This is a genomic window from Streptosporangium sp. NBC_01469 (assembly GCF_036227305.1).
In the GTDB taxonomy this organism is placed as follows: domain Bacteria; phylum Actinomycetota; class Actinomycetes; order Streptosporangiales; family Streptosporangiaceae; genus Streptosporangium.
Genome location: NZ_CP109465.1, coordinates 8,542,941 through 8,556,337 on the forward strand (window position 1 = coordinate 8,542,941; position 13,397 = coordinate 8,556,337).

The following is a 13,397-nucleotide window of genomic DNA, read 5'->3' on the forward strand; positions in this document are numbered from 1 at the left end:
CGCCTTCCTCCGCGGATCCGCGCCCTGCCCGTGTCGTCCGCCGTCGCGATCCCCCGGCCGGGGTCCGGACGTCTTCGCGTCTCCGCTCCCCCACCCGGCCTTGTCGCTCCACCGAGCCCCGTTGTCCATCCCGCGCCTTCCCCTCGCCGCTCGCCATGGCCCCGCGTCCCGGACCGGCCGCCCCGGACCCGCCTCTAGAGCGGCCCCGCTTCCACCTGGGACGATCTCCGGGCAATCATTACGATCATGCTTTCGGCACGCGATACTCGATGATAGGGAGGCACCATGTAAGGACGCATGACCTGAAACATGGTTAATCGCTATGCTCTTGAAACACGGCAAAGGGGGCGAGCCTGTGCAGCGCGTGGTGGTCGATCCTGAGGTGCCCAGGGATGTCGCCGATCTCTTCCGCCGGAACGGTCCCCTGCTCTACCGCCTTCGCACCGGACGCCCGCCCAGGGACGTGAACGACTCCAGGGTCCCGGGAATGCTCGTAGGGATCTTCGGCGGGACGGTGGCTCTCGCCGCGAGTGGCCTCTTCGTCATCGGTGCTCCGCCCACGGCGTCCGTCGCGATGCTCACCACGCTGATCAGCATGTACATCCTCATCCTCGGGGTGATCTACCTCGCCAGGAAGCCCTCTCCCGTCGACTCCGTCGAGCGGCTCCTGTACGCGCACTCGCGGCACTGGCAGGGACGTTTCCTGCTCCTGGAGGACTTCGACCACGACGCCAGGCACCTGCTCGGCCGGGTCCAGCGGGCGATCGACCACGTCCTGCGCTCGCGGGTCAACGCGATGGGCATGCTCGACAGCGTGCGCAACTCGGTGATGCTCCCCGCCGAGGAGTGGGAGATCGCCCGGCTGCTGACCAAGCTCTCCGCGCTGCGGGCCAAGCACCGCAACCTCGCCAGGGGTGGCCGGAGCCCCGAGGTCGTCGCGGCGATGGCGCCGCTGGAGCGGGCACTGGCCGCCAGCGAGGCCGCCGTGCTCGCGCGGGTCGAGGCCCTGGAACGCTACGCGGGCCACGTGGCCGAGGCGGAGCGGGCGCTGCTCTCCCATGGACAGATCGAGGCCCTGCGGGCGCACCTGCCCGAGTACGAGCAGCTCGTCGCCGAGACGGGCGCGGCCAGATTCTCCGGACCGGAGATCGGCCATCTCAGCGAGGACGCCGACATGCTCCGGCGGGCGCTCCGCGAGAGCGTACGCTCGGCGCACGAGGCGTTCCGCCATCTCGACGGCTGACGTGAATGTGATCGAACGGAGGGGCGAGCCTGTGCGGCGAGTGGTGGTCGATCCTGAGGTTCCCCCCCGGACCGCCGACCTGTTCCGCCGGCACGCGTCGATGTTGTCGCGCATCCGTGCCGGTTGGAGCCCCGAGCCTCCGCCGCCCAACTCGCGCCTGCCCGGACGCTTCCTGAACGTCGGCGGAGGGGTGGCGGCGCTCTTCCTGGTGTGCCTGATGTTCCTCGCCGACGTCGGGCAGCTGCTGTTCTTCATGCTCGCGCTGCTCGTCTTCGTGGTCTTCGTCGGCCTGCTGGCCGCCCGCGAGCCGGCGGAACCGGAGACGATCGAGCACGAGCTCTACCGCGAGGCCCGCTGGTACGAGGGCCGCTACCTGCTCCCCGCCGAGGACTTCGACTACAAGGCCGGACAGCTGCTCGACCGGACCCAGCAGGCGATCGACTACATCCTGCGCTCGCGGGTCAACGCGATGGGCATGCTCGACAGCGTGCGCAACTCGGTGATGCTCCCCTCGCAGGAGTGGGAGATCGCCCGGCTGCTGACCAAGCTCTCCACGCTGCGGAACGAGCACCACGAGTTCGTGTACGGCGGCAGCACGCCGGAGGTGGCCGCGGCCATGGCGCCGCTGGAGCGGGCACTGGCCGCCAGCGAGGCCGCCGTGCTCGCGCGGGTCGAGGCCCTGGAACGCTACGCGGGCCACGTGGCCGACGCCGAGCGGGCGCTGCGCGCCCACGACCAGATCGAGGCGCTTCGCGCGCGGCTTCCCCGCTACGAGGAGCTGCTGGCGGAGTCCGGCGCGGACGTCTTCGCCGTACCGGAGATAGGGAGGTTGGCCGAGGACGCCGGTCACCTGGAGCAGGCGCTGCGCGACAGTGTCCGCTCGGCGCACGAGGCGTTCCGCCACCTCGACGGCCCTCCCGCCGCTCCTCCCGGCGGCTCCCCGCCCTCCGCGAGCGGACCTTCGGCCGGTCCGCACGGGCCTCCGGACCGGGGGGACGGACCTCCCGCCTCCTCCTCCCACACGCCTACCGATCCTTTCGGGTTCCCTCCTTTCCCCGGAGACCCGGCGGAGGAACCCCCGGCCCGCTGAGGCACTCCGGCGGGCCCGTCTCCGGCCCGGGTCCCGACCGCGCTTCGGGCGGATCTCGCCCTTGTCATGGATCGCGAAGAAGGCGAGGATAGCTCGCGTTCTTTGGAGGTAGCATGCGGATCCGCCTGGACGTGACCCTCGGCGTGGTCGTGCTCGTCGACGTGCTCCGGGTCTTCCTGCCGTCGCTGATCACGCTCTTCGGCCGGGCGGGAAGCACCCCCGCGGAGATGATGGGCCTGTACGCCCTCTCCTGGTTCGTCCTGGCCTTCCTGACCGTCCCGCTGGCCAGGTCCGTCCGGCCGCCGCTGATCGCCCTCGGCGCCGCCGGCCTGCTGCTCCTGGCCCGGCTCGTGCTCCAGCTGACCGACGGCGGGGACCCGCAGCTGTACGTGTCCGGCCTGGGCCTGCTGGCCGGGCTGGTCTGGCTGGTGGCGACCGCGATGGGCAGCCGGGACGCCCGGCCCGTGACGGGCGGGGTGATCGCCGGTCTGGCCGCCTCCACGGTGGTCCACGCGGCGCTGGACGGCATCGACCTGATGTGGCGGCCTGGAGCGGTCCCGTGGATGTTGCTGCTGGTGGAGCTCCTGCTCTTCTGCGCGTTCACGATCCGGGCCGAACCCCCTGACGAGGAGTACTCCGGGGCTCCGCGCGCCTGGCTGGCGATCGGTCCCGCCCTGCTGCTCTGGGGCCTCTACACGGGCAACACCGCGCACGCCCAGGCGGCGACCGACTCCGCGCAGCAGGCCGCCGCCGTGATCGTGGCCGCGTTCGCGGTGGTGTCGGCGGTGCCCGCCGCGCTGCCGGTGCTGCGCCGCCCGCTCCCGCCCGCGATCGCCCTGGTGGCCTCGGCGGTGGCTTTCACGCTGGGCAGGGCCACCGTGGACGGCGTCCACGGTGTGGCGCCCGGCTGGACGATCGTCGCGCAGATCGTCGGCCAGGTCGCGCTGGGAGCCTGCCTGGCGCACGCCGCGACGACCTTCGGCCAGGACCGCCCGGCCCGGCGGGGCCTGACGGCGGCCGGGGGGATGCTGCTGTTCGTCGTGTTCGTCTTCGGCTACTACGCCGCCTACGACCTCTACCTGTCCAACGGCTGGGTGCCGGTCTGCGCGGCGCTCGTCGTCGCGTTCCTGGGCGTGGCGGGCAGCGCGGGCCTGCCGCGCCGCTCCTACGACCGGCGGTTCGCCGCGGCCGCCGCGGCCTCGGTCGCGCTGGTGGCGGCCGTTCCGCTGTGGCAGGGCACCCGGCCCCGCTGGGAGGGGCCGGGCGACGGGCTGCGGATCGCGGCGTACAACATCAGGATGGGGTACGGCGAGTCCGGCAGGCTCTCCCTGGAGCGACAGGCCGACGCGCTCAGGGAGCTGAGGCCGCACGTGGTGGTGCTGAGCGAGGCGGACAGGGGCTGGCTGCTCAACGGCGGCCACGACGGGGTACGGCTGATCGCCGAGCGGCTGGGTATGCGCTACGTCTGGGCCCCGGCGACCGACGAGGTGTGGGGCGACGCCCTGCTCACCACGCTGCCGATCACCGCGATAAGGAACCACGTGCTGGTCCAGGGCGGCCCGACCGGCGCGCAGGCGCTGGAGGTCGGGCTGCGGTGGCGGGGCGAGGACGTCACCGTGATCGGCACCCACCTGCAGCCCCCGCCGGGCTGGCGCGAGCTCGACCAGGTCGAGCAGCTCGGGGAGATCGTCAGGAACGCCGCGGGGAGCGGCGCCCCGGTGATCGTGGCCGGTGACCTCAACCTCCAGCCCGGTGACCCGGCCTGGCGGGTGCTGACCGGCGCGGGCCTGACCGACCCCTTCGCCCCGGTCAGGCCGTTCAACACCATCCCGTCCCGAAGCGGCCCGGCGGAGCAGATCGACCACGTGCTCGTCACCCCGGGTTTCACCGGAAAGGACCAGGCCAACCCCGATGTCCCGTACTCCGACCACCGTCCGGTCGCGGTCACCCTGGTCGCCGGGCCTTGATCGGATTCCGCTGGGTAATGTCAGATGCATGACGGGACAACCTGTACTGGTCTTCGACGGCGACTGCGGTTTCTGCACGACGAGCGTCCGGTTCGCCGAGCGCCGCGTCGGGGTGCGCGCCCGGGTCGTCCCCTGGCAGCTCGCGGATCTCCGGGCGCTGGGCGTCACCCGCGAGCGGGCCGAGCGCGAGGTGCTCTGGATCGAGGACGGCCGGGTGTACGGCGGAGCGCGAGCGGTGGCCGGGCTGCTGATCGCCGCCGGTCTCCCGTGGAGCCCCCTGGGGTTCGTGCTGCGGGTCCCGCCGTTCCGGTGGATGGCCCAGGGGGTCTACCGGCTCGTCGCCGCCAACCGTCACCGCCTGCCGGGCGGCACCCCCGCCTGCGCCCTGCCCTCGAACCCCGGGCCCGCGGGTTCCCCCGTGATTCCGGGCTCCGCGACCTCGGAGCGCCGATGAAGGGCGTCCTGCTCGCCGGGCTGGAGTCCCTCGACGGCGCCGGCAACCCGTCGTGGGAGGCGATCAGGCTCGTGCCCGGGGTGCGGACCGCGCTGCTCCCCTGCGCGTTCGGCGGGGCGCTGGAACACCTGCGCGAGGCGGTGGCGGAGCACGATCCGGCGGTGGTCGTGTGCGTCGGGCAGGCCGGAGGGCGGCCGGACGTGACGGTGGAGCGGGTGGCCGTCAACCTCGACGACGCCCGCATCCCCGACTGCGCGGGGTACCGTCCGATCGACGAGCCGGTGGTGCGCGGCGGTCCCGCCGCCTACTTCTCCACCCTGCCGGTGAAGGCGTGCGTGGCGGCGGCACGGGCCGTCGGGGTCCCGGCGAGCGTCTCGCAGAGCGCCGGCACGTTCCTGTGCAACCACCTCTTCTACGGCCTCATGCACATGATCGCCACCGAGAGACCGGCGATCCGCGGGGGGTTCGTGCACGTGCCGTTCAGCCCCGAACAGGTCCTGGGCGAGGCGAGGCCCTCCATGCCCGTCACGGTGGTCGCCCAGGCGCTCACCGCGATCGTGACCACCGCCGTCTCCGTCTCCCTGGGCGGCGACCTCCGCCTGGTCGGCGGCTCCCTCCACTAGGACCGAGGGCCGCTGAGGGCCACCGACGGGTGCCCGGCACGGCTTCCTCAGAGCGGCACGCCGTACACCGCGCGACGGCCCGCGAACTCGCTCACGCTCCACAGCGTCCTCTTGTCCCGGACGCAGGTCAGATCCTCCGGGCCCACCGGATAGGGCCGCCTGCGCACCGTGTCGCCGACCACGATCAGGGTGCCGTTCCCGGTGGAGCCCGCGGTCTGGCTGAGATACCAGGCGCCCTCGTAGGAGAGCGCGCCCTGGATCTTGCCCGCCGGCAGCGCGTAGGCGTCCACGGCCTTGACGACGCCCCCGGCGGGGGCGTTCAGGGCTCCCCCCTCGGTCAGCGGCCAGCGGGCCACCCGTCCGACCGTGCCCGCGGTGTCGATGTACTCGCCGGAGATCAGGGTGTCGGGGGCGGTGCTGCGGTCGACGGCGGCGAAGGAGAAGCGGACGGTGCCGCTGGTGGTGGTCCAGGCGTCGGTCTGCGGCATCACGTACCGATAGCCGAACGCGTCGTACACACTGCCCTTCCTGCCGATGGTCTCCGTGCCGTCCCCGTCGATCTCGAAGATCTGCCGGGTGTCGAAGACCCGCAGGCCCCGCGTGGTGTCGGCGACGTACAGCAGGTTGCCGTACCAGGCGACGCCGCCGGCGTGGATGTTGATCGGCGCGATGTTCCCGTCGGCTCCGGCCCGTACGAGCAGGACGTGCCGGTAGCGGAGCGTCGCGGTGTTCAGGAAGCTCAGGCGCACGCCCCGCTCGGCCCCCGACTCCGGCGTGTGGTACCAGCTCACCACGAAGGTGCTCCCGCCGATCCCGGCGTCGGAGGCGCAGGTCAGGCCCTGGGGGTACCACTCCTTGGTGGCGTTGTCCCCGGCGTCGAAGCAGTACCAGTCGACCGGCTTCGGCCGCATCGTGGCGAACGCCCCGGCACCGGCCGACCCCTTCCTGGCCGTGACGCGGTTGGCCTTGGCCAGGACGGTGTCGAGGGATACCCGCTTGAGCTCCTTCTCCAGGATCTTGATTCCGGCCGCGAGGCCGCCACCGTCCCGCTTCAGCCCGAACGGCTCCGCCGATACGGCCTTCATCTGACTCATGAGGGGTCTCTCCCTGTCCGGTTCCACCAGGATTGGCGGATCAAGATACGGAGTTCATGAGTATGCCGGTACTCAAATCCCTTTTGTAGTTAGAAAGACCAGGTGTGAACGGGCTCCCCGGCCAGCGACAGCTCCCGGTACCGGCTCACCACGCGCGCCGCCGCAGCCTGGTCGCCGCCCTCTCTGGCCAGCGCCTCCCGCTGCCAGATCGCGCCGGTACGGCGGCGGACGACACGTTCCCGCACGATGTCCAGCGCCCACCGGGTCTCGTCCGGGTCCACGCCCATCCTGTCGAGTCCGGCCTCGGCGACCGGCAGCAGGTCCAGGGCGAGCCGCTCGGCCGGGATCTCCTCGTCCAGGCCCGGCCAGCTCATCGGCGCGTCCAGGCCGTGGATCGCGGCCCGGTAGAAGTTGCGGTAGGCCCCGGCGAACGGGAAGTCCTCCACCGGCTGGACGGCCAGGGCGGCGGTCAGCCCGAGCAGGAACGCGCTGTTGGCCGCCATGTCGGGCGCGCTCGGCCCGGCGGGCAGGGCGCGCATCTCCACCCGCAGGTGGCCGCCGTCACGGGGGTCGTAGACCGGCCGGTTCCACTGCCACACGGTGCCCTGGTGGAGCCGGAGCTCGGCCAGCTCCGGGACGCCTCCGCCGGGTCCCTCCTTCGGCGCCGAGGTCATCGGCAGCACCGGCTCGTAGTCGCGGACGCAGGTCTCGAACATCTCCCCGATGCCCCGCACCCAACCGGAACCGAACCCCACCCGCCGGTTCCTGCGGTCGAGCCGCTCCACGTCCCGGTCGTCGGCGGCCTCCTCGAACAGCGCGATCCTCGTCTCCTCCCACAGCCGCCTGCCCAGGAAGGCGGGTGAGTTTCCGCTGACCGCGAGGACCGGGCCGATGGCCAGCTGGGCGGCGTTGTAGACGCGGGCGAAGTCGGCGGGGGCCGTGCGGAGATGGACCTGCCAGGAGGTGTTGGCGCTCTCCAGGATCACCCCCTCGACCTCCAGTTCCAGCAGCTCGACGCCCTCGACTCGCACCCGGAACGGCTCCGTGCGCAGCCGCCGCATGCCCCTGGCCAGCGCCCGGTAGCGGCCCTCGCCGCTCAGCGCCTCGTGGGTGAAGTCGAACTCGCTCAGCGACGGCAGGATCCCGATCACCACGGCCTGCCCGCCCTGCGTGGCGGCCGCCGCGTCCACCACGGCCATGATCTCCCGCATCTCGCGCACCAGGGCGGTGAACGGCCGCCCGGCGATCGGCAGCGGGGTCAGGTTGGCCTCCAGGTTGAACCTGCCCAGCTCCAGCGTGAGCCGGTCGTCGTCCGCGACGGCCTGCACCTCGTGGTTGCGGGGGAGCGGCCGCCCGTCGGGCGTTATGAGGAACATCTCCAGCTCGGCTCCGATGGTCGCGGGACCGGCGCCGAAACCCGGCCTGGCGAGCACCTCGTGGAGGGTGTCGAGCTGCTCAGCCAGTTTCGCCCTGAAACGGAGGAACTCCGCCTCGGTATAGCGGTCCTTGTCGACTTTCTGCCCCATCGCACCGTCCGATCAGTTGACCCTTGTGCCCCTCCCTCTCTCCCAGAGTGCGCCTTCTAATCAGGGCGCACCGCCATCGGGGGCGCGCACGGCGTATCGGGGGTCCCGCGGCTCTCCGGGCGGCCCGGGGAGCGCCCGGCCGGGCGGGTCTCCGGCCGGGCGTCCGGACCGGCTGACCCGCCGGAACGGCTCGGCGACTGGATCGGCTCTGCTGACCGGCCGGACCGGCTTGGCGACCCGACCTGGCGACCGGGCCGGCTGACCGGCCCGACCGGCTCGGCGGCCCGACCGGCTGACCAGCCCGGACCGCCGGCCTGCCGGACCGGCTCACCGACCGAATAGGCTCACCGGCCAGACGGGGTCACCGGCGGAGAGAGCCGGAGGCCGGAGCAGAGGAGTGTGGGCGGGTGCGAGCGGTGGTCTTCGACGCCTTCGGGGCCGATCCAGAGGTCCGGGAGGTACCCGCCCCCGAGCCTCCGCCCGGCGGAGCGGTGATCCGTGTGGAGGCCACCGGGCTGTGTCGGAGCGACTGGCACGGCTGGCAGGGTCACGACCCCGACATCCGGGTCCTCCCCCACGTGCCGGGGCACGAGCTCGCCGGGGTCGTCGAGGCGGTGGGCTCGGGCGTCACCTCGTGGCGGCCCGGCGACCGCGTCACCGTCCCGTTCGTCTGCGCCTGCGGCTCCTGCGCGGCCTGCCTGTCCGGCGATCAGCAGGTCTGCGAGCGCCAGACCCAGCCGGGGTTCACCCGCTGGGGCTCCTTCGCCGAGTACGTGGCCGTCGACCACGCGGACGTGAACCTGGTACGGCTCCCCGAGGAGATGGCCTTCACCACCGCCGCGAGCCTGGGCTGCCGCTTCGCCACCTCGTACCGCGCCGTGACCGCCGTGGGCCGGGTGCGGCCGGACGAGTGGGTGGCCGTGCACGGCTGCGGCGGCGTGGGCCTGTCCGCCGTCATGATCGCCGCCGCGGCCGGGGCCCGGGTGGTCGCCGTGGACGTCTCCGCGGGCGCCCTGGAGCTGGCCCGGCGGTTCGGCGCCGTCGCCTGCGTCGGCGCCGAACCGCCCGAGGCCGATGTCGCCGCGCGCGTCAGGGAGCTGACCTCGGGCGGCGCCCACGTCTCCATCGACGCGCTCGGCGGTCCCGGGACGTGCGTGGCGTCGATCGAGAGCCTGCGCCGCCGGGGACGCCACGTCCAGATCGGCCTGCTGCCCGGCCTCACCCCGGTCCCGATGGGCCGGGTGATCGGCTACGAGCTCGAACTCCTCGGCAGCCATGGCATGGCCGCCCACGCCTACCCCGCGATGCTGGAGGCCGTCGCCGACGGCACCCTGAGCCCGGATGCCCTGGTCACCCGTTCCATCGGCCTGGAGGAGGCGGGGGCCGCGCTCGCCTCGATCGGCTCCGTCCCCGGGGTCACGATGATCCTGCCGTCCCGGCGCTGAAGGGGCCGCCGGCCGTGTTTCTGTCGGCCCGGGTTGCTATAGATGACGTCTGTCACCCCCCGACGATCAAGGGATGCACCGATGGCGTTGGTCACCTTCCGCGACGAGACCGCGACCGGCAGGGCGTTGGAGGAGTTCACCCTGCCGGACCTGCCCGAGCGGATCTCCGCCAGGGAGCTGGTGCGGCTGCGCGTGCGCGAGGAGGTGGCCCGCCACAACGCCGCCCCCTCTCACCACTTCCGCGGCCTGGTCCGGCCGAGCGACGCCGAGATCGAGGTGAACGGATACCGGATGCGCACGGCCCGCAGGCTCGACTGGGAGAGGCAGGCCGACGCCGCCGAGGCGGCCTTCGCCCGTAACGGCTTCCTGCTGCTGATCGGCGACCGGCAGATCGAGGACCTGGATCAGGAGATCGACCTGACCGTCGACCCGGTCGTGTCCTTCGTCAAGCTCGTGCCCCTGGTCGGAGGCTGACGCGGGCCGGCGCGGGCCGACGCGGGCATGGTCTTTGGGTCTCCGGATCTCGTTCTCCGGCGGATCAGGTCAGGCGGCGGACCTGGAGGTTCGCTCCCCACCTGTCGATGGCCTCGTCGTCGGCGAAGGCCAGGGCCCTGAGCATGTTCCCCCCGTCGCTGATCTCGACGTTGCGGCGCAGGCGCCGGCTCAGCTGCTCCGGCAGCCTGGTGGTGCTCGCCTCGACGGTGTCGCCGTAGAACGGGGTGAAGGCCACCCCGGCGAATCCGGTACGGCGCAGCAGGGCGGGCATGGTCTCGGCCGAGTAGAACATCAGGTGGTTCCTGGTGAAGCCGTTCCAGCCGCTGCCGTACGCCTTGAGCTGCAGGGAGGCGGCGTTCACGGTGAGGACGAGCAGCACCCCGCCGGGGGCGAGCAGGGCGCGGAGGCGCCTGAAGTCGTCGATCGGGCGGGGCAGATGGGCCAGGACCGACCAGAGGGTGATGACGTCGAAGCCCCCCGCGGCGACCTCCGGAACGTCCTCCGGGGTCCCGAGATAGGCACGCGCGCCGGTGAGGCGCTCGTTGGCGGCGGCCACGGAGTCGGGTGAGAGGTCGACCCCGACCGCGTCGAAGCCGCGCTGCTCGGCGAGCCGCAGGAAGAGCCCGGTGCCGCAGCCGAAGTCGAGCAGCCTGCGCCCCTGCCCGGAGGAGAAGACGGGGCCGAAGGCGTCCATCGTCAGCCGGTAGCGCCGCTGCCGGTTGGCCGCGTACTTCCCGGTCAGGAAGCCGCTGTAGCCGGTGGCGTACAGGTCGCCCAGCCGCTCGGGCCGGATGTTGGGGTTGCGGTAGAGGAAGCCGCACGCCGGGCAGCGCACCACCCGGTAGCTCCATGCCCGTTTGTCCCCGGCCGGTTGGAACATCGGCTGCTGGCGTGTCTCCCCGCACAGCTGGCAGGTGACGAACTCCTCGATCTCCTCCAGGAGTGTCCGCTCCCGGTAGTCCTGGAACCTCATGACGGGGGCACGGCGAATTCTCAGGCGCCATTGGATCTCGCGGGCGAGCCTTTCCCCCGGGCGGACGTAAACCCTCTGACCCCAGGGGATCCGGTCGTAGCGGGAGCCGTACACGACCCGCGAGAGCGTTCGTTTGGCGGACACCGCGGCCATCCCTTCACCAGGACCTTCCCGAAAAGGAGGGTTAACGTCAAAAGTGGCACGACACCATCAATGACTCAACCGTCCTTTCGTATCGGCGCCTTCAGGTATTCGAAGGGACCGGATAAACAATCACCTTCCCCAAGGGGAAGAACACAACAAGAGCACCATCTCCACCAGAACAGACATAGCACTTTAAACCAGCCTTATTAATTACTAAAGGGGTGATAGCGTTGTTGGCTATGCGCCCTGAAGACCTCGCCCTGCTCACCATCCCCGGCAGCGTCACGCTCCACGGCGACCTTCTCCTCGTCGACGTGGCCCGGCCCGACCTGGAGGCCGACGCCTACCCGGGAAGTCTGTGGCGGGTGCCCGCGGACGGCCCGCCCGTCCGGTTCACCTCCGGCGACCGCGACAGCGCGCCGAGCGTCTCCCCCGACGGCGCCTGGGTCGCCTTCCTGCGCGCCGACGCCGACCGCGAGGGCGCCCCGCAGCTGTACGTGATGCCCACCGGCGGTGGCGAGGCGTGGCCGGTCACCGATCTGCCGCTGGGCGCGGGCGTCCCGGTCTGGGCGCCGGACTCCCGCCGGATCGCGTTCGTCGCCCGGGTCGCCGAGCCCGGCCGGTACGGCACCGAGGAGGGGGTGGGCGCCGCGGCCGAGGCGCCCCGCCGGATCACCGGACTGCGCTACCGGACCGAGGGGATCGGTTTCACCTTCGACCGGCGGCAGAGCCTGTTCACGGTCAACGCCCTCGCCGACGTCCCTCAGCCGGTACGGCTGACCGAGGGGCCCTACGACGTGGAGTCTCCCGGCTGGACGCCGGACGGCGAGCACGTGCTGGTCTCGGCCCCCCGCGACCTGGACGGCGAGAGCCTGCACACGGACGTGTACGCGGTTCCGTCCGGTGGGGGCGCCCCGATCCTCGCGGTGCGCAGCGACGGCTCCGCCGGGCATCCCGTCGCCCTGCCCGGCGGGGAGGTGCTCTACCTCGGTACGGAGTTCTCCGGCGTCGACGCGGCGGCCCGCAACACGGGCCTCTACCGCGCGCCGCTGCGGATCGGCGGCACGGGCGAGGGCGGCGAGGTGGCGGCCGGGACCCGGCTGACCGAGGAGGAGTCGGTGGACTGCGAGCAGCTGCCTCCCGTACCCCGGGAGGACGGCGTCCTGGTCGCGGTGCGGACGCGCGGCGCGGTCGAGCTGCGCCTGGTGCCCTCCGGCGCCCTCGACGCGCCGCTGGAAAAGCTCGTCCCGGTCCTGGGTGAGCGGGCGAGGGTCAGGGCGTTCACCTCGTGCGGGGAGCGGATCGTCGCGGTGGTGTCCACGCCCTCGAGCCCCGGCGAGGTGGTCACCCCCGACGGGGCGCTGACCGACTTCTCGGGCACCCTCGCCGGGATCAGGCCACTGCGTGAGATCACCGCCGTCTCCGCCGACGGCTACCCGGTGCACGGCTGGCTGGCCCTGCCCGAGGGCGACGGGCCGCACCCGGTGCTGCTGAACGTGCACGGCGGCCCCTTCCATCAGCACGGGTGGGCGTTCCTGGACGAGACCCAGGTCTACACGGGCGCCGGGTACGCGGTGGTCCTGCCCAACCCGCGCGGCTCCTGCGGGTACGGCCAGGCGCACGGCCGGTCGGTGATCGGCGCGCTGGGCGGCGTGGACGCCGACGACGTGCTCGCCCTGCTGGACGCGGCGCTGGCCGACCCCGCGTGCGACGCCGAACGGGTGGGCGTGATGGGCGGCTCCTACGGCGGCTTCATGACGAGCTGGCTGGCCGCCCGCCACGGGGACCGGTTCAGGGCCGCCTGGAGCGAGCGCGCGGTCAACGCCTGGGACTCCTTCACCGGCTCCTCCGACATCGGCTGGTTCTTCGCCGAGGCCTACTGCGGCCCCGATCCGGAGGCCCAGCGCGCGATGAGCCCGCTCTACCAGGCCGACCGGATCACCCTGCCGTTCGCAGTGGTCCACTCCGAGGACGACATCCGCTGCCCGGTCGAGCAGGCGCAGCGGATGTTCGTCGCGCTGCGCCGCAACGGCGTCCCCGCCGAGCTCCTGCTCTTCCCCGGCGGGGGACACGAGCTCACGCGCAGCGGCCGCCCGAGGCACCGCCTGCAGCGCTTCGAGGCCGTCCTGGAGTGGTGGGCCCGCCACCTGTCCTGACCTTCCTTCGGGCAGGGAGATCCCTGGCGGAGTGCAGGTTGCCGACGACGCGCTCGGGGTCGAGCGGTCCCGCGTACTCCCCCAGGTCGGTCTCGCGCGGTCTCCAGCGGGGACAGCCCGGCCTGCCTGCCACGCTCGGCTGTGGCGAGCACGAACCACAGATAGCCCTGCACGTGGTCGATGACCT

11 protein-coding genes are annotated in these 13,397 nt (G+C 72.4%); 8 read left to right on the forward strand and 3 right to left on the reverse strand.

What is annotated here, in order from left to right:
• Positions 1 to 355 precede the first annotated feature (355 nt).
• The 5 genes from OG587_RS37155 (at position 356) to pcp (ending at position 5,377) form a co-directional block, all read left to right on the forward strand.
• Positions 356 to 1,243, forward strand: coding sequence for a hypothetical protein (locus OG587_RS37155; protein WP_329083476.1), 888 nt, complete (start codon positions 356 to 358; stop codon positions 1,241 to 1,243).
• Between the two features lie 31 nt (positions 1,244 to 1,274).
• Complete coding sequence (locus OG587_RS37160) at positions 1,275 to 2,333, forward strand: hypothetical protein (protein ID WP_329083477.1); 1,059 nt, start codon at positions 1,275 to 1,277, stop codon at positions 2,331 to 2,333.
• A gap of 113 nt (positions 2,334 to 2,446) precedes the next feature.
• Positions 2,447 to 4,300 carry an endonuclease/exonuclease/phosphatase family protein gene (locus OG587_RS37165; protein ID WP_329083478.1) on the forward strand — a complete coding sequence of 618 codons (1,854 nt, stop codon included), beginning with the start codon at positions 2,447 to 2,449 and terminating at the stop codon, positions 4,298 to 4,300.
• A 28-nt stretch (positions 4,301 to 4,328) separates the two neighbouring features.
• Entirely contained in the window at positions 4,329 to 4,754 is a 426-nt protein-coding gene (locus OG587_RS37170) for a thiol-disulfide oxidoreductase DCC family protein (RefSeq protein WP_329083479.1), read from the forward strand.
• Positions 4,751 to 5,377 (forward strand): pyroglutamyl-peptidase I, encoded by a 627-nt coding sequence (pcp, locus tag OG587_RS37175; protein ID WP_329083480.1) that lies wholly within the window; start codon positions 4,751 to 4,753, stop codon positions 5,375 to 5,377. Before OG587_RS37170 ends, pcp begins: the two co-directional genes overlap by 4 nt.
• 47 nt (positions 5,378 to 5,424) lie before the next feature.
• On the opposite strand, the gene OG587_RS37180 is transcribed toward pcp, so the two are convergent.
• Together OG587_RS37180 and OG587_RS37185 are read right to left on the reverse strand one after the other, a co-directional pair.
• Positions 5,425 to 6,471, reverse strand: a complete 1,047-nt coding sequence (locus OG587_RS37180; RefSeq protein ID WP_329083481.1) for a hypothetical protein — start codon at positions 6,469 to 6,471, stop codon at positions 5,425 to 5,427.
• 89 nt (positions 6,472 to 6,560) lie between these two features.
• Positions 6,561 to 7,997: a glutamate--cysteine ligase gene (locus OG587_RS37185; protein WP_329083482.1), complete on the reverse strand. Its 1,437-nt coding sequence runs from the start codon at positions 7,995 to 7,997 to the stop codon at positions 6,561 to 6,563.
• Positions 7,998 to 8,404: 407 nt separating this feature from the next.
• Here OG587_RS37185 and OG587_RS37190 point away from each other — a divergent pair, with 407 nt between their 5' ends.
• Complete coding sequence (locus tag OG587_RS37190; protein ID WP_329083483.1) at positions 8,405 to 9,442, forward strand: alcohol dehydrogenase catalytic domain-containing protein; 1,038 nt, start codon at positions 8,405 to 8,407, stop codon at positions 9,440 to 9,442.
• 81 nt (positions 9,443 to 9,523) lie between these two features.
• Positions 9,524 to 9,916, forward strand: coding sequence for a hypothetical protein (locus OG587_RS37195; protein ID WP_329083484.1), 393 nt, complete (start codon positions 9,524 to 9,526; stop codon positions 9,914 to 9,916).
• 64 nt (positions 9,917 to 9,980) lie between these two features.
• Here OG587_RS37195 and OG587_RS37200 read toward each other — a convergent pair whose 3' ends face one another.
• Positions 9,981 to 11,054, reverse strand: a complete 1,074-nt coding sequence (locus OG587_RS37200) for a class I SAM-dependent methyltransferase (protein ID WP_329083485.1) — start codon at positions 11,052 to 11,054, stop codon at positions 9,981 to 9,983.
• A 239-nt stretch (positions 11,055 to 11,293) separates the two neighbouring features.
• Between OG587_RS37200 and OG587_RS37205 the strand changes: the two genes are divergently transcribed.
• Positions 11,294 to 13,210, forward strand: coding sequence for a S9 family peptidase (locus tag OG587_RS37205; RefSeq protein ID WP_329083486.1), 1,917 nt, complete (start codon positions 11,294 to 11,296; stop codon positions 13,208 to 13,210).
• Positions 13,211 to 13,397: the final 187 nt, after the last annotated feature.